We start from the raw sequence: 22,406 nt of genomic DNA, 5'->3' as shown, positions 1-22,406 counted from the left end.
TCCTGACTGCAAAGGCTGCTTCCATATGACCCATCGACTCATGGCGAGGCTAAAAGCCCTCGCGCAGGCTCCAGCTGGCACAGCCGCCAACTGGCTCGTCGGCGCAGAAGATTCGGTCGCGTTCCTCAAGGCGAATGCGCAGAGCGAGGAAATCGTCATCTACGCAAGTGGCCCGGCCGTCTTGATACACGGTGTGCTCGCTCCTGCTAAGCAGGTGACGCCTGCAGACCAGGAAGACTTGATGCGCGGCTTTGTCCAGACTGACGAGAGCTGGGTAATCCAGAAGAGCTACGGAGGCGGTGAAGGTCACAAGGTTTACCTTGATCCGCCGCTGAGGCATGCGGGCAAGTCGCTCTCTGGTGGCGAGAAGCTGATCTTCCGCCGAACGTTTCACGGCGTGCAAAAGGGAGAGAGTCCCCTCGAGTTGAACCAGAAACTGGTACATTCCCTCGGCCTACACTTCGTATCCGAGCGCAATGCCTACTGCCGGCTCGATGGCCACGGCGATATCGAGGATGTGATCCGCGTCCTGCGAGCTGACCTCGGAAACGGCCGCGAAAGCCTCACGGCCGTCACAATTCTCGCTAGAGATCTCTCGACGTACATGACGCTGGCGGACATGGCGTTGGTGTTCCTGTTCGACTTCACGCGCTTTGTCCCGGGCAGCTTCAACGGCTGGGGCGATCACGACCGAATTGACCGACGGACTCCTGACCTCTTCTATCACGGTGGTGGCATCGCCAATGCCAGCTACGTAAACGGCCGGATGATCGTCCGCTCCGCTATCCCACTGCAGCAACTGATCGACGAGTGGAAGGAAGAGTCGAACCCGACCAAGCGCGAATACGCGATCTTTAAGATCTTTGATCGCAAGAATTGCGTAGAGGTTGAGACGTCCTGCGCTCCCGAGTTCCTCTCAAACTACTTTCAGGAATCGGACCTTCCGTGGGAAATTTCACCCGCTTTCTTCCGAGCGGATGTCCTGCATCGCTTCAAGTCTGACCCCGAGAAGTATACCCTCAATGACCGCACGATCAGCTGCCGCAACGCGTGGCATCTGAAGGGTTACGACATCAACGAAGCAGGGCAGGTGCACGCCTACATCGGGGATCTCGCACGCCTGCCGATTGAAGAGCAGCGCTACTGGCAGTCGTTCAACGAGTGGCCGAAGGGCCCCATCTCGAAGCGCGCCCATGAAAACGACATCATGGGCGAGTTCAGCTTGGAGTACGACCCGCTCCACCTTTTGAAATACAAGATCGGAAAACTCAACGACGCGCCGCCCGCATGGTGGCTGCCCCGGAGCCCCGAGCATCTCGATGCCACCCGCTATCCGGCAACCGATTCGACGTTCGAGTGGGCCAACGAGATCATGGCTCTTGACCAGTTGGTGGTCGAGGGGTTCCTACTCAAGCCATTGCGCAAGGTCCTGGAAGACAAGGGCGCAAAAGCGGAGTCCAGTTGGGCGTCGCTTCGGGTTCTGGGGGCGATTCTGGTTGCCACCGGACTGTCCGAGGGCCAGGCCATGACCACGCTCACGCCGTTTTCAAGGTTGCACGGACTGCGGAGCACGCTCCGGGCTCACAGTTCGGTCATTGAGAAGGACAAAGAGGAAAGGCTAGCACGATCCACCCACGGGACGCTGCGCGCTCACTTCAAGTGGTTGGTGGGTGAGTGCGACAAGGCTTTCGACGCCGTACTACTGGCTCTGGATGTGGAAGCTCTCAATCCTTGAAAGTCTGCGCATCGGCGCGTCCTAGGCTAACCGCGACTCTACAAACAAGTGGGTGCGTTTTGTGCCCCCGCGGGTTCGGCCCCTCCCGGCCGACTGGCGGATTCAGAAACATCAGGCATAAGTAGCTATGTACGATAAAAAACAGAAAGAGGTCGCTGCTTCCCTGTTGAAGGACATGGAAGCCATATCCGCCTCCATGCGCGAGCTGATAGTCGCGATGCCTCCGCATGATCTGCTCGGCTACATTTACGCCCAGCATATGATGAAAGCGCTGGCAGACCAAAGCGCTGCCGAGGAGCAACGCGCAGAAGACGGTCCGAACGACTTGATCAATGAAAACCAGTTCCTGCTGGAGTATGTGCATGCGGTGCTCGCGTCAGATGCTGATCCTGTAAACGTAACGTTCGACGAAGCCCGATGCACCGAGCTGTATGAGCTTGGTCGAAAACTTCGAGAGAAGGCCATGTTTTTTGCCATGGTCACGTCTGCCAATACCAAAGACGGAGTCTTTGGTCCGGATACGGCCGACATTGAATTCCGCGTGAAATCCACTTGGGTTATGCTCCGTGGCAACCGCTACCAAGTTTTGGAAGGTGAGTTCTACCGCTACGTGTTGATGCCACACGATGATGTCTTGAAAGAAGTGTACGGTGTCGGTGCCGCTGATATCGCGGAAGGTTTCCAAGCTATGGCCGACGCCACGCGCACGGGGCACTCCGAGGCTGTTCGGGAGATTATGGCGCAGTTTGAGGCAGCTCAGGCTTTCGCTGCTGCGGAGAGCAAGCCTCTTGAAAACGTCATGGAGGCATGGATGGCGACCAATGCAGAACAGTCGAAAACCGTTGGGCGAGCAATAGATGACATGTTTCGCGGCGGCGTTGCCAATGTAAGTCGTCACACGAGGCTGCCACCGACCCTACTGGCTGATCTGGCCTATCAGCGCGGAGAAGAAACCGAGTTCTTCGCTGTGGGGGATTTTTCGGGGACCCCCTATCGGACACTGCCCGCTCGGAAGAAGCCTCTTATCCAGCTGGGATCGGACTACTACGCCGTCGACCCTTGTTTTACCCGCGACGCGGGGTATCGTGCGCTTCTTTATAATTTACTTCAGCGAAAGCCGGATTATAGGAAGACCTTCGAGGATAGACAGAAGCAGATGAGTGAAGCTGCCTTTTCCGACATTCTGGCCGCTCAGCTTCCCGGTGCCAAGGTTTTCCAGGAAGTTTATTATAAAGATCCCACCAGCAAGCAATGGTCCGAAAATGACACCCTCATCTTGATTGATGATGTGCTGTTTCTTGTTGAAGCCAAAGCGGGTGCTGCTGCGACCATCGCATCACCAGCGCTTGATTTCGGCCGCCACGCTCAGTCCGTGCAGGACCTGGTACTCAAAGCCTACAAGCAATGTGAGCGCTTCTTCAATTATCTGAATTCAGAGGATGAAGTGCCGCTCTACTACCGGACAGGCGGCAGATACGAAGAATGTGCTCGTGTCTGCCGCTCCGTCTACCGAGTGATGGTGCCGATTGGGCTGACGGTCGAGTCCTTCTCTCCTTTTTCTACATACTGCAAGGAGCTACCGCAGGTTGAGCCGCTACTTGGACAGCACGCCTTCGTTTCGCTGTCCATCGATGAGTTATTTGTTCTCAAGCGTTTTCTACCTACACCCGGCGAGTTCATCCACTACATGGAAGTACGGCAGGCTGTGGCCGGCATGCGTAGAGCTCATCTCTTTGATGAATTCGACCACTTGGGTGCGTATCTGAAAAAGAACCGATTTGATCAGGACATCGCTGATGAATTGAAGGACGATAAGGTTAATATGCTTATCTGGGATGGCATGAGTGACATCATTGACAGAAGCTTCGAGGGTGAAGACTGGGAAAGTGGACCGTTTCCCACACAGGACTTCCCGGAAGAGGTGTTGAAGTTGCTTGGGGCACTCGACGGCAACAGAGCGAGTGGGTGGCTTTTAGCTGAGAGCTCTATCCGTAACTTAGGAGGGGAGGGTCGGAATGATTTGGCCAAGATGCTGTCCGATCTTCGCCAAACCCTGAACCTGCATCCTGCTCGCTACTTTACTCTGTCTGGAGATAGCGAGTCGCTCTTCATTTGGCTTCAACGACACGGTCGGCTGATTGACTGGACCAAGGTGAATGACAAGGCCAGCGCGGCTGCGCTGAGCCTCAAGGTTTCTAATGTTATCGGCATCGTGGCAGAAGTTAGCGGCGATGGTATTTATCACCGAGCGCAGTCTTTCTCAGTCCACATACCGAAAGAGCGAACAGAGGAAAACGCCCACATTTACGAAGGCGCTGCGCGAGTAGCTAACCGTGCGCGTTCAGTCAATCTTGGCCTGCAAGAAAAAGTAATGCCTGTTGTCGGGGACAAAAAAATCGGCCGAAATGAGCCCTGTCCGTGCGGTGGTGGCAAAAAATATAAGAGGTGTCATGGCCGATAGGTATAGTTAGCGCAGATGGCTGGAACCCGTTCAGGGATAGAGCTTGTTTTTAGCCGCTAAAATTTTCCTTGGCGTTTCTAATCCTTCAACTGGAGCATCCGAGGGATTGACGTCAGTGACTTCAGAGCCTTCGAAACGGCCTGCCGTTCGACACCCAGTTTTCGCACTATCTCCGACTGATTGAGTCCATCCCAAGCATTGAGGTGAAGGGCGGCAGCAATCAGCGGTCAGCATTCGCCGAGGCGGCGGGGTTGTACTGGTAGGAGCACCGGGCGGGCCGGTAACCCGCCCAGTACTTAACGCTCGAGATGATTCGGAGAGGCCATTGGAGGCTTGCCATCATAACTGCCTGGACGACGCCGATAACCCGTCTGCGGTCCGTCCAGACGCATTAGTTGAGCAACAATATGTTTGCCACAGAGCTCACTGATCTCACGCAGGTTGTGAAAGATTTTGCGGTAGCCATAGGCACCGCCGCGCTTCTAGCCAGAAGTGTGTGATCAGGCCGGGCAACCCCGAGAGATTCTCGGGTCGCGCTGACTTCGGCTCGGCCCACCAAGTGTAGTGACGGGTAGTCATTCCAAGAAAACCATTTCACTTATCGCGAACATATCCTTCGGCACTATTCGGTGCAGACCTTCCGCATACCTTGCCCGCACCCATCTGCCATTGTCTCGATACGTCCAGAACACATTCTTGTACTCACGGTGTTGCACCCTGATCTTATCGAGATTTCGGTCGGAATGTAGACGCCCGGTTTCACCGTCATCTTTAATTTCGACGAGCGCGATCGCATCCGGTGTTGCTCGTCCCGCGACCCCAACTACAAAGTCTGGAAAGAAGTTTTTCCCGCTTGGTAGAACGATCCTGGTCGCCCAGCGTTCGTTTTCAGGATTGCGCATCCACCAGAGAACGGTGCCAGTTCCATCTGCTTCAAGGAGTTCTAAGAATTTTTGCTCCTCCTTATTCAGCCGCGCAGGAAATACGCCGTAGGCCGCCTTTTGGGCTGCAGGTAATCCTTCCGGACCAAAGTAGCTGGAAGGAATCGGCTCCGCATTGGATAGCCTAACGTTGCGCCCTTGGGCCGTCTTCATTGCATTCTTAAGCTTTTCCGGCTCAGCCATGACTGCTAAGTCTAACGCGCGCCTAAGATCATTCTCTTCGGCATCAATGCCTTCATCATCGACAACACGACGCAGCTCCTTAATCAAAGCGCGTTTGAGCAAGCGCGGATCAATGGTATCGTTGAAGTTGAAGGCCATCTGCGCCTTCTCAGCAACCCGCGCGTTTGACAGGCTTAAGCGCAGCTCTACCTCTTCTGTCATATTCGCGATAAACAAGTCCCGTAGGCTCATCTTTGCCTTGGTTTTCCGTTTTTGTAGTAAAGAAGCGATATTCGAGCTGCTGCAGAAAAGCTTCGCAATGTCATCGACCAGCTGATCCGCACTGCCGGGGTCCGGGGGCAACTCCCGCCAAAGCCCTTTAGGAAGGGCGATATCCCTGCGCAATGGATAGGAGCGAAGGTTGGGCTTGGCCGAGGCGCTGGCCAAAGATGCAGGGCGTGTGACTTCCGGCAAATTTCCGAACAGCGGCGTTTGGCTCATCTGCTGCCAAGCTTCGCCTACCAAGATGGCACGATCCTGCTCAGTTTCAGTTAGCTTCGCCACTTCCGGGTTTACAAAGCCACTTTCAATTAAATCTGCGAGTCGAATCTGGCGATCTTCTGTGCTGGATGGTAGAGACGGCTGGTACTGAGATGGTGCGATAGCCTCCGAACATCCGAGTGGTTTCGCGCCATTGCCGTACTCCACAACGTCCAGCCGATCTGTGATCAGTTCGATGCTCTGGCGCACTGCCTTGACCTCTTCGACAGCTGCATCGATGCCCGCTTGCATCTCGGGATCGGTCAAGAAAACGTAACCGCGATCCAGCAAGCTATCCTGCCCATGAAAGGGGCGAATTAGCGGATGCACACGCATGATACGACCCACGATCTGGAGGCCAAATTCCTTGCCCCTGTTTGGGCGCACAGATACCAGGGTCCAAGCACGGGGTGCATCGAAACCGGTCGCAACCGCGACCTTAAAGATCAGTACCTCTTTTTGAGGATCGTAAGCAAGCGTATGGAAGTCTGGGTCTGGCTGGCCAGAGGTGTGTGTTGCAATGGCAGACTCAGACACGCCAATCTCGATCAGCTTTTCGTGTACTCGAGCTACCGGATCGTCGCCGCCCTTCTCTTGGTCCTCGACTTGCACCAGCATGAGCGGTGTTAGGGCAATGTCTCGCTCAGCTAGTCGTTTCTTGACGCGCAGATGCTGGGTCCATCCGGCGGTCAAGGTGGCCTGCTCGTGGTCGACCAGCTCGCGGTCTGCGTCAGATATCCTGATCACGCCCATCATCAGGCCTTCCTTGTTCAGACCCGCCGAGACTACATCGGCGCGCGGGACGATCACGCGGCTGGCGACTTCAATCCCGGCTTGAGCCTCAAACGCTTCAAGTTTGTCATCATTGGGTGTTGCCGTCGCCAAAACCGTAAAATCGGGCTTCAAAACATTCAGATAAAAATCTGCTGCCGCCTTCGCCGACGCCCCAAAATTCAGATGTGCCTCATCGATCACCACACCCACGAAGAAACCATCGCTGCGCAAGGTTTTGATCATGTCATCAAGGGAGAGTGCGCTTTCCTTGGTACGGCGTACTTTTCGAGCGTCCTTGTCGTTGGAAGCCACAGCGCCCCAAGTCTGCACAAACACATCACCATCCCGTGTGCCCATGGGTACGCGGTCCTTGAAAATAGAACGCACTCGTAGCGTGCTGCATTGATCAGCAATCGCATTGCGGGTTTGTGTAACTAGCCCTGAATAGGGTGCGAACCAGAACCAAACGACGGGACGCGATAGCGACCCTCGTAACTCTTCTAGAGCGCGCCCTAGCATCAGCGTTTTTCCCGATCCAGTCGGTGCCTGCAGCAGCGTTACGCCGCTTTTGAGCGCAATCTTATCGCGATGTTCCGGGTATTCATCATGGTATTCCGCGACCCTGCGGATCACCCCAGTCAGCGCTTCGACCGCGCGTGTTTGGTAGCCTGCTAATGCGTAGCGCGCGTCACTCATTGCTGGAAACTCCGCACAAGCGTGTCACGGACAGAGCGGATTTCCACCTCGATACCGGCCAGCTCTCGGGCCAATTGACCCGGTGCCCAAGCGTAGACGAATACGTTCTTGCGTGACTGGTCGCGCAGCCAGTCGAGTAGTGCGGTCTCATAGCGATCGACCAGGACCAATGTTACGGCCTCACCAGCGTGCATATTCCAAGCGGCTTTGTCGTCATAGATTGTCAGCGGTAAGCCGTGTAAGGTTTCTAAAGCCGTCCAGGCATCTTTTGGGTGCAGATCGTAATCCAGATCCTCGAAGGCTATTTTGCGGGTACGGAGATAAGCGAAAGGCGCGTATAATTCGGCGCATTTCGGATCGTCGCTAGCATTAAGCCGCCGAACCCGTTCAGCCGTTACTTCTTGGCAGAGATTCTTGTTAGGCTCTTTTTCTGTCGCTTCAGTGGACGAAACCATAATAAAGCGCCTGTCACCGCCGTCCTCGGCGTTGAGTTCCATTACCGCCTGCGCTGTGGTTGCGGAGCCCGCGAAGAAATCGAGAACAATATCACCTGGTCTTGTGGACTGCTCAACCAGCTTTTTGATCAGAGAAGGTGGCTTCGGATATTCAAATGCATCACCACCAAAGATTGTCCGGATTGCACGGGTTCCTTCAGCCGTTTTGCCCGGCTCGAATGAGTACGACTCCTCATTGACAATTCCATCAAGCAGGCTTGAGAGAGGATTGGGCGTCTCCTTTCGATCCTTCAAGAACTTCTTGATGCGAACGCTTCCGACCCCAATTTTCTTTCCGACCCAGTCTGCAAGGTTTGGAAGATCTAATCGAGCGAACTTATGGGCGGTTTTATCTTTAATTGCCTGTTGAAGCTCTTCTAGGGTTTCGTATCGTACGAACTCACCTTTCTTTTTGAAAATTATGAGTTTCTTTTCAAGTAGCTCTTCGATTGAATCCTCGCGGAGTTTCTTGTCTCCCTTTTGGCCAACTGACCAGACTCGGTTGGGATTCGGAGGGTAGTAAACGTCCGTTTCCGGGTCACGGATTAGGTAAACTCCTCCCTCGCGCTGCTTATAGTTTTTTGGCTGCTGTAACGGGTCATCGGTCCAATCACCGCGCGGATCACCATCAGGGTTGGAGAAGTCGTCGCGCTGCTTCGCCGATCCAGCAAAAGCGAACTTTGGATTGCAGTAGATCATTACGAAATCGTGATCTTTCGAAAAGTTGCCACTGTCATAGCCACCTTTGCGAGTCCGCCAAACGAAGCATCCAAGCTTCATCCCGGGCATAGCCTCATCCATCATCAGTTCCAGTAGCGCCCGCTGCTCGTCATTCATCGATACCAGCATCACCCCATTCGGGGCAAGCAGGTCGCGGGCCAATATAAAGCGCCGATAGAGGAATTCGAGCCAGGTGGATTGACGGAACCGATCCTCGGGATCAAGGTAGCGGTCGTTATAGACCCAGGTCTGGTTGCCGGTGTTGTAGGGCGGGTCAACATATATGCACTGGACTTGCCCTGCTAAAGTCATTCGCAACCACCGCAGGGCGTCGAAATTGTCGCCCTCGATTACGAGGTTCGACCATGGTGCAGGTTTCTCCGACAGGCCTGGTACGATCTCGCAGGCGATGAAATTCTCGTCGATGGCCTTATCTGCCGCGATCTCGTCACGTTCCCAAACTAGCCCGAGCCTCTTGCTTCGATCACGCTTTTCTAATAGCTCGACCAGTTGGTTTTTGCTCAGGTGGTCGTATTTTCCCGTCATATGCGAACATTTTCCTGCAGTTTTTTAATTTCTATACATGGCGTGGACGATTGTGGCCTGCATCCATTTTTTCAGCTATGCCTTGGAGTATTCAGGTGGTTCTGCCGCTCCGAGCGCTGTCCAATTAGTACTCTGAGGGTTGCCGCTCAGTATTGCTGGGGATTTTAGGAGGGCTAAGCGTCTCGAGCAACATAGCGGCTGTCTCATCGTTCAGGCCGGCCTTCATGCGGCAGGGATGCCTCTTGTCGCCGTATCTACGGCATGATGGTATAGCACTGCTCCCTGCTGATGCGGGGATTCCTGTCCTTTGCCTGCGCATCACGCGCGAAATTACGAATGTAAGCTCATCTGTCTGATGGTATGGTAAGTGCTGTCAGCATAAAATGGTACAGCCCGTGACATCCCTTTCTCATAGTCCGCTCGGCGAGAGCTGCTGGCCGGGATCGTTCGCGATGGCCAGAAAGGGTAATCCGGCTCTTTCACCATTTTTACGGTGCATGGCATTTTTCATGGTCTTTCCATTCGACCATGTCTGGGTGCCTTTATTTATCAGGCCTTGCTTGGTTAATTGATAATAGAGTGGGAGTGAGGTGCAGCAGCGGGGCGCTCTGGTGCCCCGTTTTTTCCCCCGAAGGGGATATTGGAACTACCAGCGAGTAAACCGATGAACACCAGCGAAAAGATCTATTCCGGCAAGACCAAGGACCTGTACGCCCTGCCGAATGACAACATCCTCCTCGTCTTCAAGGACGACGTCACCGGCGAGGACGGTGTCATCGACCCGGGTGCTAACACCGTCATCGGTCAGGTCGAAGGCAAGGGCCGAAAGTCCCTCGCCATGACCGACCATTTCTTCAAGTGCCTTCACGCCGCCGGCATCCCCACCCACCTGGTGCGTCTCGACCTCGAACAGGCCAGCATGGAAGTTCGTCGCGCCGAGCCCCTGGGCAAGGATATCAGCGGCAAGGGCGGCCTCGAGTTCATCTGCCGCACCCGGCCCTGGGGCAGCTTCCAGCGTCGTTACCAGAACTACATCGGCGACACCGCGAGTACGTTCGACTACCTCGTCGAGATCACCATCAAGGACGATGAACGCGGTGATCCTCTCATCAACGACGACACCATCGTGGCCCTCGGCCTGCTTACCCAGCAGCACCTCGAGCAGGCCAAGGACCTCACCCGCCGGGTGTGTCGTATCGTCGAAGCCGACCTGCGTGACAAGGGCCTCACTCTGATCGACATGAAGATCGAAATCGGCTTTGTCGACGGCGAGGTCGTGGTCATCGACGAGGTCTCGGCGGATGCGATGCGGGTCATGGACGATGAGGGCAGGGTGCTGGAACACGGGATACTGTACGAACAGCTGATCCGCTAGGGTGCTGGGGCACAGCTGACAGCATCAACCCCACGAAGCCCGCAGTTCATAACTGCGGGCTTTTTTGCGGGCTTTGAAAGTACGGCATTCACGAATGCTGTTATGCGCGCCTCAGTGTTCAAGCGCCGAGATGAGTTGAGCCAAGCTGCTTGCGAGGGTTTCAGTCTCGGCCGCTGAGAAGGAGACTCCTTCCCGGAAAGTTTCAGTAATCTGGCGTGCGGGCGCGCGTAGCGTGTGTCCGTGCGTCGTGAGGGAGATCAACACCCGTCGCTCATCGGTGTCATCACGTCGCCGCACCACAAATCCGTTAGTTTCCAAACGTTTGAGAAGCGGTGTCAGTGTGCCGCTGTCCAGGTGGAGGCGTTCACCGATAGCGCTAACGGTTTGAGGTTCGGACTCCCACAGCACCAGCATCACCAAATACTGCGGGAATGTGAGCCCCAGCTCTGCCAGCAACGGCCGGTATTGACGGATGACGAGGTTGGATGCCGCATAGAGACCGAAACACACTTGTCGGTCGAGCGACATCAGGTCGTTATATGTCGGCGGTGCTTTACTCTGTGGCATCTGGTTTTTTGTCTCGAAAAGTTGCTGCAACTATTGCGTCAGGTCGATCACGACCTTGCCGAAATGCGCGCCTGACTCAAGGTAACGGTAGGCCTCTTTTGCCTTGGCAAATGGGAACACGCGGTCGACCACCGGCGCTATGCCAGCTCCAGCAGCTAGCGCGGCTGATTGCTCCAGCATCGCCCGGCTACCAACGTAGATGCCAATCAGTCGCTTGGCGCCGATGGCAAGGGTGCTGGGGTTCACCCCGCCACCAAAACCACTGACACCGCCGATGGTAGCAATGGTGCCGCCCACGGCTGTAGCAGTAACAGAGCGGGTGATGGTTCCTTCCCCACCGACTTCCAGCACTACATCGACCCCCTTGCCGCCGGTCATACGCAGTACTTCGTCCTGCCACTCCGGGTTTGCATGGTAATTGGTTGTCTCGTCGGCACCAAGGCCGCGAGCGCGCTTCAATTTTTCATCGCTGGATGATGTGATGATCGTTCGCAGGCCCGCCGCCTTTGCCATTTGCAGGCCCAGGATCGAAACGCCGCCAGTGCCAAGCAGGATAACGGTGTCGCCCGGCTTTACGTCAGATGACTCGAATATGCCATTCCACGCTGTGACGCCTGCACACGGAAGCGTGGATGCCGCCACATAGCTCAATTGCTCAGGGATTTTCACAAGCGTGTCTTCATGCAGTACGACTGCCTCGGCAAGCATTCCATCGGTATCACCGCCGAGTGCGCTGCGGACCTTGGCTTGGTCGGCCTGGCCTTCGAGCCAGTGGGGAAAGAAGGAGGCTGCGACCCGATCACCAGGTTGAACACGGGTGACCATGGAGCCGACAGCAACCACGTCTCCGGCACCGTCGGAACAGGGAATGATCGGAATATCTATTTTTACAGGGTACGCACCATTGGCAACCATGAGATCGCGGTAGTTCAGCGACACGGCTCTCACCTCGATCCGTACTTCGTATGGGGCGAGAGGACGCTCGACAAGGCTCTCCAGCTGCAGGCCATCAATAGTTCCACCGTGCGAGATACGATACGCTTTCATGATTGCTCCTCAAAATTAGCCGTTAGCGCGTGGCCCCCAATGGGGCTGCAGATAATCATTGTACGCAATATAATTGCATGCAACCAAATTTGCTTGTTTCGATGCTTGAGTTGCCGACTTGATGCAGTAGAGCGTGGCCGCGCTCCAAGCTTCGCGTCAAAGGGGCTACTCGGCTTATGGCTGCTTCCAGCACTTTTGAAGAACAAATAATAGGTATGGTTTTTTATGTCATTGCTTGGGTGCTTCGTTTAATCAACTGATTTTTAAGGTGAAACTTTGTCTGTTGACGATCGAGTGGGAGTGAGCGGCTAGCGCTAGCCGCCGTTCTTGGTCACAGTACCCAAAAGCCCGCTTATGCGGGCTTTTGTTGTTTTGCCATGATGGTATTCATCATTTTCAGCCATGATCGGGAATATCCGGCACAACCAGCCGGGCTAGCTGCTCCAGTGATTCCTGCCATCCCAGATAACAGCTATCAACGGGAATGACCGAAGGAATGCCTTCCTGAACTATGCGTATCTCTGTGCCACTGGATACGGCTTTCAGTTCGATGACAACTTGCATTTCGCCGGGGAGGTTTTCATCGTCAAAGCGATCCGTATGGCGAATACGTTCGTTAGGTGTCAGTTCGATATACTCAACGGTAAACGAATGACTGACGCCAGTGCCGAAATTGGTGAAAGACATACGGTAGCCGCCACCCACGCGGATATCCATTTCATGGATCGTACCGGTAAAGCCGTAGGGCGGTAGCCAGTATTCCAATGCCTGTTTATCGGTAAACGCTTTGTAAACTCGCTCAACGGGTGCTGCCAACACGCGGTGTAGGCGGACGGTGCCGGTTTCGCTAGACATAATCATCTCCTGCTTATTGTGGTTACCTGATAGTCGGTTCCCAGACAATGATTTCGACAGCCTTCAAAAAAAATACTGTCGTAGTGAGCTCGGGCGTCTTGGTAGATAACAGATCACCTTCACCGTAGACCCCCAACGAGCACCTGGCTTAATGACTGGCAGCGCCGCCGCATCAAGGGGCGGCAAGGTATTGTGCTACGTCGGGCTGGCCGGACATGACCTTCGTCAGGTAACCTGCCTGCCGCGTCTCCTGATCTGGATATATCCTCGAATGACCCAGTTACTCGCCTCCCTCTGGCCGCTGTTCGCCCTGATTTTGGGCGGTTATGTCTTGCGCCGGGCGGGCTTTCCCAATGCAGAATTCTGGCCCGGTGCCGAGCGCATCAATTACTTTGTACTGTTCCCGGCGCTGCTGTTCAGCAGCCTGGCCGGAGCGCCGTTGAACAGCCCGGCGCTGGCGCGGGTGGCGCTGTGTGTGGGTGTGGTTCTCGGCGTGGCATGGCTGGGGCTGATCGTGCTGCGGCGCTGGCTGCGCTGGCCGGCGGCACGGTTTGGTGTGTTCGTGCAGAGTACGTTGCGGTTCAATACCTACATCGGCCTGGCTACCGTTGGCGCGTTATTTGGTGGTGAGGGGCTGACGCTCATGGCGCTGTTGCTGGCGATCACGGTGCCGGCGGTCAATATCCTGTCGGTGCAGGCGCTGACGTCGGGGGGGAGTCTGAACCGGCGCGCGCAGTTGCTGATCCTGTTGAAGAACCCGCTGATCCTGGCCTGCTTGCTCGGGGTGGCGGCAAATCTCTCCGGCCTGCGGTTGGGCGGAGGGATGGATAATCTACTGACGCTGCTGGCGGCGAGCAGTCTGCCCCTGGGGCTCCTGTGTGTAGGCGCTGCGTTGCAGCCTCAGAATCTGCACGGCGAGACACGTGCGCTGTTGATCAGCACTCTGGTGCGGTTGGCATTGATGCCGCTGGCGGCCTGGCTGCTGGTCGGGCTGCTGGGCATGCCGACGATGGAGCGGGTCACCTTGGTGCTGTTCTTTGCGCTGCCCTGCGCGCCCACCGCCTATGTGCTGGCACGGCAATACGGCGGCGATGCGCATCTGATGGCGGGTGTCATTACCCTGCAGACACTACTGGCGATGCTGACCTTGCCGGTGCTGTTGCTGCTGGTGCTGTGATGTGCGGCAGCCCCTCAACCTGATGACGGGAGCTCCAGCGCAGCTTGTTGTTGTGTGCCGAAGCATGCAACAGGGTGCGCTAGTATGACTCCGTATCACTAAGTGTCATGCTGCGGCGAGGCAACGGCCTCAGTCGTGGGATAGCGGCGCCAATTGCTGTCGGGTCCAAGCCAGCAATTGCTGGGTCAGATCCCCAGTCGCCTGGCCATATCCCTGGACCACGTCGGTGATCTGGGTGCTGGTGACCGGCTGCTGAACCAGGAAGCTGTGGTTGACATAGATGCGCCGACTTTCCGGATTGACCAGGCGGGCATCCAGCTCGATGACGATCCGGGGGGTGCCGTCGGTGTTCAGTTGGAAGCGGCGCAGGTTGGTATCCAGATGGACATCGGCATGCAGTGCGTGCTCATCGGTGGTGACGCTGCTCAGCGCGCCGGAGCGCTGCAGGGACACCGCCAGGTATTCGCGCAGCAGCTGGGGCGAGGGATCGCTCCAGCGGACGCCCTTGTAGCTTTGCAGTTGGTTATCGGCGGTGACCACCATGATGCGCGGCCCGCTGAAAGCGTAGCCGGCCTGTGGCGTATTCACCCGCAGTGACAACGGCAATCGCGGCTCGCTGCTGACGCTGCCGGCTGGCGGCGACGGGAATTGGTAGACGCTCAGGGCTTCGGATTCGGGCAGTACGGTGCAGGCACCAAGCCCCAGCAGAGCGGTAAACAGCGCAACGGATGTCAGGCGGCGGATCATGGCTGGTATTCCTCGAAGGTATCACGGCCCAGCAGGAAGCGTGCGGGGTTGTCTTCCAGGCGGCGGGTGATCGAGCGCAGCGCGTTGAGACTGCCACGCAATTCATTGATTGCCGGCTCCAACTGGCCGAGGCCCTGCATGCCGTTGGTGAAGGCTTCACTGTTGTCCTGCAGCATGTTCTCCAGGGTTTCGCTGGCGCGGGCGATGGATTCCAGGGTCTGCTCGGCGCTGTTCAGCGTCTGGCTGCCCTGATTGTTGACCAGGGTGTTGATGCTGCCCATCAGCTCGCCGGCCTGCTGGCTGGCAAGCGTCAACTCGCCGACCAGGGCTTTTACATCATCTCCCTGGCTGGACAGGCTACTGGCGGCGGTATCGATAGACTCCAGGGTGCTGGCGATACGCTCGGCGTTTTCATCCGACAGCAGGTTGCGCGCACTGATCACCAACTGATTGATATTGGTCATCAGATCCTCGCCGTTGGCCAGCAGGCTGGAGAGTGGGGAGGGCACGGCATAGATGCGTGGCTCTTCACCATCGATGCTCTCCAGAGATGGGCTTTGCGGGTCGCCGGGCACCAGCTCGATCACTGAGTTGCCGGTGATACCGGTGAAGGTCAGTCTGGCCTTGGTATCCTGGGTGACCGGGGCGGTGGCGCTCACCCGTACGCGGGCCAGCACCTGGCCTGGGTCGCTCGGGTCGAGGGTCAGCTCGCTGATGTCACCTACCGGAATGCCACTGTATTGCACGGCGCTGCCGCGGGACAGGCCGGTGACCGTTTCGCGGAAGACCACCGTGTAATAGCGGTAGTCCTTGCTGGTGGTGGCGTTGCTGATCCAGATGGCAAAGAAAATCGCACCGACACCAGCGAGCAGGGTGAACAGTCCGATCATGACGTGGTGAGCGCGTGTTTCCATTAGCGGAACTCCGGCTGATGGCTGGATTGATTGGCGGTGGCCGCTACTGCGGCGCGTCCGCGGGGACCGTGGAAATACTCCTGGATCCAGTCGTTCTCGGTAGCCGCGACGCGCTCCAGGGTATCGGCGACCAGGACGCGCTTCTCCGCCAGTACCGCCACCCGGTCGCAGATAGCGTACAGGGTATCCAGGTCGTGGGTGACCAGAAATACGCTCAGCCCGAGGGCGTCGCGCAGGGTGAGAATCAACTGGTCGAAGGCGGCGGCGCCGATGGGGTCCAGGCCGGCGGTCGGTTCGTCAAGGAACAGGATGTCCGGGTCCAGGGCCAGTGCGCGCGCCAGGGCTGCGCGCTTGACCATGCCACCGGAGAGCTCGGAGGGAAACTTGTCGCCGGCACCGGGCGGCAAACCGGCCAGCGCCAGTTTCATGCAGGCCAGATGTTCAGCGTCGTCGCGGCTGAGCCCGGCATGTTCGATCAGCGGCAGGGCGACGTTCTCGGTCACTGTCAGCGAGGAGAACAGTGCGCCGCGTTGAAACAGTACGCCAAAGCGTCGCTCGACCTGGGAACGCTGCTGTTCATCCAGTTGCTGCAGGTCTTCGCCGAAAACCCTGACGCTACCGGCATTGGGCCGCCGCAGGCCGACGATGGAGCGCAGCAGTACCGACTTGCCGGTGCCCGAGCCGCCCACCACGCCGAGAATCTCTCCGGGGTGGATATCCAGGTCCAGATTGTCATGTACGGTCTGTTTGCCGAAGCGATTGACCAGGCCGCGTATCTCCACCAATGGTGTTTGCTTGTCGGTCACCAGTTCATCTCCATGAAGAACAGCGCGGCCAGTGCATCCATGAGGATGACCACGAAGATCGACTGCACCACGCTGGACGTGGTGTGCTCGCCGACCGACTCGGCGCTGCCGCTGACCTTGAAGCCTTCCATGCAGCCGATGATGGCAATCAGGAACGCGAACAATGGCGCCTTGACCATGCCCAGGTAGAAATGCTGCACCGCCACGTTCTGCTGCAGGATGCTGAGAAACATGGTCGGGGATATATCCAGCGCCAGCGAGCAGACCACGGCGCCGCCGAGCAGGCCGGACAGCATGCCGATAAAGGTGAGGATCGGCAGCGAAATCATCATGGCAATGACGCGGGGGATGACCAGAATCTGCAGCGGATTGAGGCCGAGCGTGCGAATTGCATCGATCTCCTCGTTGGCCTTCATCGAACCGATCTGCGCGGTGAAGGCACTGGCGGTACGCCCGGCCATGAGGATTGCGGTCAAGAGTACGGCAAACTCACGCAGGAAAGAGAACGCGATCAGGTCGACGGTATAGATGGTCGCGCCGAAGTCTGCCAGCACGGTGGCGCCTAGGAAGGCGATGACCGCGCCAACCATGAAGGTAAGCAGAGCGACGATGCCGACGGCATTCAGGGCAATCTGTTCGACCTGGGCAACCACGGAGGTCAGCCGCCAGGTCGAAGGGCGCAGCAAACCGAAGGCCAGCCCGGCGAGGGTGAGGCCGACAAAGCCCAGCAGAGTGCGCACATGGTCATGAAACGCCAGCGTGCCCTTGCCTATATTGCCGAGCAGTTCGAATACGGCGCCATGGTGCGGTTGCGGTTGCGGCTCCCGCTGCAGGCTATGGGCGATACGGCGCAGCAATACCCGGCGCTCCTCGGGCAGGCCGGCGCCCTCATCGGTCAGGGCCTGGATGCGCTCGCTGCCGAGCAGCTCGGTCAGCAGTTGGCCGCCAGCGGTATCCAGTCTGCCGATCTGGCTCAGGTCCGCCTCGGCGTCGGCAGATTGCTCGTTGCGCAGCCGGCCAACCAACTGACGCAGTTCGGCGTAGTGCTCCAGGACCCAGTCACCACGTATGACGAGATGGGACGGGTCGTCCGATGATCTGGTTACAAAGCGTTGTTCGGCATCGGGCATGGAGGAATCCGTTTAGCGCCACCGGCGAGGGCGGGCTTTATTTGCGTTTTACGCCGAATTCTTCGGATAGCATGCCGGGGTCTTCGTCCGCTTTGGTGGCATAGTCACGGGGCGGTTCGAGCGTGTCGAACACTGGCTCGATACGGTCGCGGGAGGAGACCGGATCATTCTCCTGCTCCAGCGCGGCCAACAGACGTTGCCGGGTCATGTCGTCAGGCGCGAGATCTACGGCAGCCTGGCCCAGATGCTCCTGGATATCCTGATAGCTGCGGTTCAGGCGGGTGACCAGATTGGCAGTGGTGTTGAAATGGCTGGCGACTTCCTGCTGGTATTCTTCGAAGCGCAGCTGCAGGCTCTCCAGTTGGGCTTGAGTGCTGGATGACTGTCCGCCGCTGATACGTGGCGCCAGACGGGCTACAATGATGCCGACGATGAAGCCCACTGCCAGGGCGATAGCTATTGCAATCCACAGGTTTTCGCTTGTTTCCACCTTGGGTCCCTCATTGAACTGAAACGTGCGGCGCCAACGCGCTGCTTGGGTCTGCTGCTACGGTAACGGCATTTCGCAAACAAGGCTAGCGCCTGTTGCTGCGGGCCGGAACTGACTAGCTTCAGTGTAGGTTATGCGACGCAGGTGGGAATACAGCAGTCACGGAGAAACTGAATGAAGCACAACGCTGAAGACAAATTACTGATCGATGGTCCCGCTGGGGCGCTGGAGCTGCTGGTGACCCGTGCCGAGCAGGCGCAGGCGGTGGCGATCATCTGTCATCCGCACCCGCTGCATGGCGGGACCATGCACAACAAGGTGGTCTCCACATTGATGCGCGCGGCGCGGGACCTCAACGCCAATACAGTGCGTTTCAATTTCCGTGGGGTGGGGGAGAGCGGCGGTGAGCATGCCGCCGGGGTAGGTGAAACCGACGACTGCAAGGCGGTGATCGAGTGGGCGGCGCGGGAGTTCGGTGATCTGCCCCTGTGGCTCATGGGCTTTTCCTTTGGCGGTTATGTGGCCGCTGCGGCTGCCTGCGAGCAGGCTGACTGGCCGGCTCGGGTAGTGCTGGTAGCCCCCTCGGTTGAGCGCATGCCCTTCGCCGATCTGCTGCCGTTGCCGGGGCCGACCACGGTGCTGATGGGGGAGGCAGATGAAGTGGTCGCGTCGGAGGCGGTGTTCGGGCTGTTCGAGGATCAGGCTGATGTTGAGGTGGTACGCTTCGCCGATACCAGTCACTTCTTCCACGGCAAGCTGGTGGAGCTGAAAGCGGCGGCGGAGCAGGCGCTTGGCTGATTGCCAAGTGGCGGCATGGCAGGTAGAGTACGGGCCCCTGTTTTTCACTGGACCCCACCCAGCATGACGCCTCTTGAACGCTATCAGGCGGACCTCAAGCGTCCGGACTTTTTCCATGATCCTGCGCAGGAAAATGCAGTCAGGCATCTGCAGCGGCTCTACGACGAGATTCTCGAAGCGGGTCCGCCGCGCAGCGTCGGCCTGTTCGGCAAGTTTCGTCCCAAGCGCAGCATACCGGTAAAGGGCCTGTATTTCTGGGGGGGCGTCGGCCGGGGCAAGACCTATCTGGTCGATACCTTCTTCGATGCCTTGCCGATCAAGCGCAAGATGCGTACGCACTTTCACCGCTTCATGCAGCGGGTCCATCAGGAGCTGCGTGAGCTCAAGGGCGAGAAGAATCCGCTGAAGCTCATCGCCCGCAAGTTCGCCGATGAGGCGCGGGTGATCTGTTTCGATGAGTTCTTCGTCACTGACATCACGGATGCCATGATCCTCGGCACACTGATGGAAGAGCTCTTCGATCACGGTGTCATCCTGGTCGCTACTTCCAACATCGTACCTGATGGCCTGTACAAGGACGGCCTGCAGCGGGCGCGTTTCCTGCCAGCCATTGCGCTGCTGAAGGAACATACCGAGGTGGTGAACGTGGACAACGGCGTGGACTATCGTCTGCGCGCGCTGGAGCAGGCCGATCTGTATCACTGGCCGCTGGGTCAGGAAGCGGACTCCAGTCTGCAGTGCAGCTTCGACAGCCTGGTGCTGGAGCCGGAGCATGTGCAGCATAATGCCGAGTTGACTATCGAGAGTCGCGCGGTCAAAGCGGTGCGGATGTACGAAAACGTCGCCTGGTTCGAATTCCGCGAGCTCTGTGACGGACCGCGCAGCCAGAACGACTATATCGCCCTGGGCAAGATCTTCCAGGCGGTGCTGATTTCCAATATTGAGCAGATGAATCTGGCCAAGGACGACATGGCGCGACGCTTCATCAATTTGGTTGACGAGTTCTATGATCGCAACGTCAAGTTGATCGTCTCGGCAGAGGTGCCACTCAAGGATCTGTATGCCGGTGGCCGGCTGGAGTTCGAATTCCAGCGTACCCTCAGCCGCCTGCTGGAAATGCAGTCTCACGATTTTCTGGCTCGGCCGCACAAGCCTTGAGCTGGTGATGTCGCGGCGTAACGAAGAGGGCAGCCCGAGTGGCTGCCCTTTGTCGTTATGGAAGACGCTTAAGGTGCGGGATTGGGTTGGCTGCGGTGAATTTCCTCGATGCTTTCCAGGATCTTGTCCGTCAGCCCCATATTGATGCTGCTGAGGTTGCGGTTCAGCTGGTCCATATTGGTCGCACCGATGATATTGCTGGTAACGAAGGGTTGCCGGGTGACAAAGGCCAGCGCCATCTGTGCCGGGTCCATGCCATGGTCCCGAGCCAGCTGTACGTAGCGGGCGCAGGCCTTCTGGGCCTGTGGGTTGGTATAGCGGCTGAAGCGGCTGAACAGCGTGAGGCGTGCTTTCTCCGGTCGCAGGCCATTCAGGTACTTGCCCGTGAGAGTACCGAAGGCCAGTGGCGAGTAGGCGAGCAGGCCGACCTGCTCGCGTATCGATATTTCGGCCATCCCGACCTCATAGCTGCGATTGAGCAGATTGTAGGGGTTCTGGATTGACACGATCCGCGGCCAGCCGCGGGCTTCTGCCAACTGCAGAAAGCGACTGGTGCCCCAAGGGGTTTCGTTGGACAGCCCGATATAGCGGATCTTGCCAGCCCGCACCAACTCGTCCAGCACCTCCAGCGATTCTTCAATCGGCGTGATCTGTTCCTCCAGATCATGCTGATAGCCGAGCTTGCCGAAGAAGTTGGTGTTGCGGTCGGGCCAGTGCAATTGATAAAGATCCAGATAATCAGTCTGTAAACGCTGCAGGCTGGCATCCAGGGCGGCGGTGATATGGTGGCGATTGAAGCGGGTCTGGCCGCCGCGGATATGCTGCATGTCGCGGCTCGGGCCGGCAATCTTGCTGGCCAGCACCCAGTTGTCACGCTGGCCTCGTTCGCACAGGTACTGGCCGATGATGGTTTCGGTCGAGCCATAAGTCTCGCCGCGCGGCGGTACCGGATACATCTCGGCGCAGTCGATGAAATTGACGCCGGCGTCCCGTGCCCGGTCGATCTGGGCGAAGGCGTCGCGCTGGGTGTTCTGTTCGCCCCAGGTCATGGTGCCCAGGCACAGGGCGCTCACTTTCAGGGGGCTGCTGCCGAGGGGGCGGTATAGCATGTGATGGCTCCCGATCAGGAAATGAACCGCCATTATTGGTCATGTGGCCAATAATGCCAGGAATGTCTGGTGCGGCTGGTGATGGTTCAACATTAAGGGTTGTAATTTTCTACCACGTTGGCATAATGCCCGCCACTTTCGACAGGATGCCTAGCCTGTCGTTGTTGTTACAGCGCAGATGCCACCCAGACCCACAGAGCCCCCACTGAGTGTCTGTCTAGGCTTTGTTGGCTTGTAAAAACACATATCATTCTGTAAGATTCGCCCTCTTCAATATAAGAGCGGCCTCTGAGGCTAGGATTTAATGAAAACCTTCAGCGCCAAACCGGAAACAGTAAAACGCGACTGGTACGTAGTAGATGCCACTGGTCTGACCCTTGGTCGTCTGGCTACCGAAGTTGCTTCCCGCCTGCGCGGCAAGCACAAGCCTGAGTACACCCCGCACGTGGACACTGGCGATTACATCGTGATCGTCAATGCCGAAAAAATCCACGTGACCGGCAACAAGGCTCAGGACAAGATCTACTACAGCCACTCCGGTTTCCCGGGCGGTATCAAGTCGATCAATTTCGAGAAGCTCAACCTGCGCGCTCCTGAGCGTATCATCGAGATCGCAGTCAAGGGCATGCTGCCCAAGAATCCTCTGGGTCGTGCGATGTATCGCAAGATGAAAGTGTATGCCGGTGCTGCTCACCCGCATACTGCTCAGCAACCCCAAGAACTGAAGATCTAACAGGAGCTCACTATGTCGGTTACACAGAACTACGGCACTGGCCGCCGTAAAACCGCTACCGCTCGGGTCTTCCTGCGTCCGGGTACTGGCAACATCTCCATCAACAACCGCAGCATCGAGACCTTCTTCGGTCGCGAAACTGCCCGCATGGTGGTTCGTCAGCCGCTCGAGCTGACCGACAGCACCGAGAAGTTTGACGTCTACGTCACCGTTCAAGGTGGTGGTATTTCCGGTCAGGCTGGTGCTATCCGTCACGGTATCACCCGTGCGCTGATGGATTATGACGAGACTCTGCGTAGCGAGCTGCGCAAAGCCGGCTTCGTAACCCGTGATGCACGTGAAGTCGAGCGTAAGAAAGTGGGTCTGCGTAAAGCGCGTAAGCGTCCGCAATACTCCAAGCGCTAAGTCTTCAGGCTGCGGCCTCGAAAACG

General features: G+C 57.4%; 18 protein-coding genes and 2 pseudogenes. 8 read left to right on the top strand and 12 right to left on the bottom strand.

Annotated elements, in window-relative coordinates; translation table 11 throughout:
* Positions 1–25 precede the first annotated feature (25 nt).
* Both BM267_RS04170 and BM267_RS16990 read left to right on the top strand, forming a co-directional pair.
* Positions 26–1,735: a hypothetical protein gene (locus tag BM267_RS04170; protein ID WP_074777724.1), complete on the top strand. Its 1,710-nt coding sequence runs from the start codon at positions 26–28 to the stop codon at positions 1,733–1,735.
* A gap of 2,374 nt (positions 1,736–4,109) precedes the next feature.
* Positions 4,110–4,196: pseudogene (locus BM267_RS16990) on the top strand (SEC-C metal-binding domain-containing protein); the annotation flags it as partial.
* 299 nt (positions 4,197–4,495) lie between these two features.
* Here BM267_RS16990 and BM267_RS16875 read toward each other — a convergent pair.
* The 3 genes and pseudogenes from BM267_RS16875 to BM267_RS04155 all read right to left on the bottom strand — a co-directional run.
* A pseudogene (locus tag BM267_RS16875) lies at positions 4,496–4,763 on the bottom strand (IS3 family transposase); the annotation flags it as partial.
* Between the two features lie 8 nt (positions 4,764–4,771).
* A complete protein-coding gene (locus tag BM267_RS04160; RefSeq protein WP_074777728.1) occupies positions 4,772–7,309 on the bottom strand; it encodes a DEAD/DEAH box helicase in 2,538 nt (845 codons plus the stop codon).
* Positions 7,306–9,069, bottom strand: coding sequence for a site-specific DNA-methyltransferase (locus BM267_RS04155; protein ID WP_074777730.1), 1,764 nt, complete (start codon positions 9,067–9,069; stop codon positions 7,306–7,308). The genes BM267_RS04160 and BM267_RS04155 overlap by 4 nt, the downstream gene beginning before the upstream one ends.
* 664 nt (positions 9,070–9,733) lie before the next feature.
* Between BM267_RS04155 and BM267_RS04150 the strand changes: the two genes are divergently transcribed.
* A complete protein-coding gene (locus tag BM267_RS04150) occupies positions 9,734–10,444 on the top strand; it encodes a phosphoribosylaminoimidazolesuccinocarboxamide synthase (RefSeq protein ID WP_074777732.1) in 711 nt (236 codons plus the stop codon).
* Positions 10,445–10,555: 111 nt separating this feature from the next.
* Here the strand turns inward: BM267_RS04150 and BM267_RS04145 are convergent, their stop codons facing one another.
* From BM267_RS04145 to BM267_RS04135, 3 genes are all read right to left on the bottom strand, one after another.
* A complete protein-coding gene (locus BM267_RS04145) occupies positions 10,556–11,011 on the bottom strand; it encodes a MarR family winged helix-turn-helix transcriptional regulator (protein ID WP_074778695.1) in 456 nt (151 codons plus the stop codon).
* Positions 11,012–11,041: 30 nt separating this feature from the next.
* A complete protein-coding gene (locus tag BM267_RS04140; RefSeq protein ID WP_074777734.1) occupies positions 11,042–12,058 on the bottom strand; it encodes a zinc-dependent alcohol dehydrogenase family protein in 1,017 nt (338 codons plus the stop codon).
* Between the two features lie 396 nt (positions 12,059–12,454).
* Positions 12,455–12,913, bottom strand: coding sequence for an SRPBCC family protein (locus tag BM267_RS04135; protein WP_074777736.1), 459 nt, complete (start codon positions 12,911–12,913; stop codon positions 12,455–12,457).
* Between the two features lie 271 nt (positions 12,914–13,184).
* Here BM267_RS04135 and BM267_RS04130 point away from each other — a divergent pair, with 271 nt between their 5' ends.
* On the top strand, positions 13,185–14,090 hold the full coding sequence (locus BM267_RS04130) for an AEC family transporter (RefSeq protein ID WP_074777738.1): 906 nt from the start codon (positions 13,185–13,187) through the stop codon (positions 14,088–14,090).
* Between the two features lie 129 nt (positions 14,091–14,219).
* Here BM267_RS04130 and BM267_RS04125 read toward each other — a convergent pair whose 3' ends face one another.
* From BM267_RS04125 to BM267_RS04105, 5 genes are read right to left on the bottom strand one after another with little or no spacing between them, the layout of a single operon-like run.
* Entirely contained in the window at positions 14,220–14,837 is a 618-nt protein-coding gene (locus BM267_RS04125) for an ABC-type transport auxiliary lipoprotein family protein (protein WP_074777740.1), read from the bottom strand.
* Positions 14,834–15,751, bottom strand: coding sequence for an MlaD family protein (locus BM267_RS04120; RefSeq protein WP_036989409.1), 918 nt, complete (start codon positions 15,749–15,751; stop codon positions 14,834–14,836). Before BM267_RS04120 ends, BM267_RS04125 begins: the two co-directional genes overlap by 4 nt.
* Positions 15,751–16,557: an ABC transporter ATP-binding protein gene (locus BM267_RS04115; protein ID WP_235818221.1), complete on the bottom strand. Its 807-nt coding sequence runs from the start codon at positions 16,555–16,557 to the stop codon at positions 15,751–15,753. Before BM267_RS04115 ends, BM267_RS04120 begins: the two co-directional genes overlap by 1 nt.
* Positions 16,554–17,687, bottom strand: a complete 1,134-nt coding sequence (locus tag BM267_RS04110) for an MlaE family ABC transporter permease (protein WP_074777744.1) — start codon at positions 17,685–17,687, stop codon at positions 16,554–16,556. Before BM267_RS04110 ends, BM267_RS04115 begins: the two co-directional genes overlap by 4 nt.
* A gap of 37 nt (positions 17,688–17,724) precedes the next feature.
* Entirely contained in the window at positions 17,725–18,177 is a 453-nt protein-coding gene (locus BM267_RS04105; RefSeq protein ID WP_036989414.1) for a Z-ring associated ZapG family protein, read from the bottom strand.
* Between the two features lie 174 nt (positions 18,178–18,351).
* On the opposite strand from BM267_RS04105, the gene BM267_RS04100 reads away from it, so the two are divergent.
* Both BM267_RS04100 and zapE read left to right on the top strand, forming a co-directional pair.
* On the top strand, positions 18,352–18,975 hold the full coding sequence (locus tag BM267_RS04100; protein WP_036989415.1) for an alpha/beta hydrolase: 624 nt from the start codon (positions 18,352–18,354) through the stop codon (positions 18,973–18,975).
* 63 nt (positions 18,976–19,038) lie between these two features.
* A complete protein-coding gene (gene zapE, locus BM267_RS04095; protein WP_074777746.1) occupies positions 19,039–20,133 on the top strand; it encodes a cell division protein ZapE in 1,095 nt (364 codons plus the stop codon).
* Positions 20,134–20,201: 68 nt separating this feature from the next.
* On the opposite strand, the gene BM267_RS04090 is transcribed toward zapE, so the two are convergent.
* The gene (locus BM267_RS04090; protein WP_074778697.1) at positions 20,202–21,242 is read right to left on the bottom strand and encodes an NADP(H)-dependent aldo-keto reductase; all 1,041 of its coding nucleotides are present in this window, start codon (positions 21,240–21,242) and stop codon (positions 20,202–20,204) included.
* Between the two features lie 304 nt (positions 21,243–21,546).
* Here BM267_RS04090 and rplM point away from each other — a divergent pair, with 304 nt between their 5' ends.
* Together rplM and rpsI are read left to right on the top strand one after the other, a co-directional pair.
* Positions 21,547–21,975 (top strand): 50S ribosomal protein L13, encoded by a 429-nt coding sequence (gene rplM / locus BM267_RS04085; RefSeq protein WP_036989420.1) that lies wholly within the window; start codon positions 21,547–21,549, stop codon positions 21,973–21,975.
* 12 nt (positions 21,976–21,987) lie between these two features.
* The gene (gene rpsI / locus BM267_RS04080) at positions 21,988–22,380 is read left to right on the top strand and encodes a 30S ribosomal protein S9 (protein WP_036989423.1); all 393 of its coding nucleotides are present in this window, start codon (positions 21,988–21,990) and stop codon (positions 22,378–22,380) included.
* The last annotated feature ends 26 nt before the right edge of the window (positions 22,381–22,406 follow it).

Origin of the sequence: Halopseudomonas bauzanensis, from assembly GCF_900114735.1 — a bacterium.
Taxonomy (GTDB): domain Bacteria; phylum Pseudomonadota; class Gammaproteobacteria; order Pseudomonadales; family Pseudomonadaceae; genus Halopseudomonas; species Halopseudomonas bauzanensis.
The sequence above is the reverse complement of the archived record's forward strand: the minus strand, read 5'-3'. Positions and strand labels throughout refer to the sequence as shown.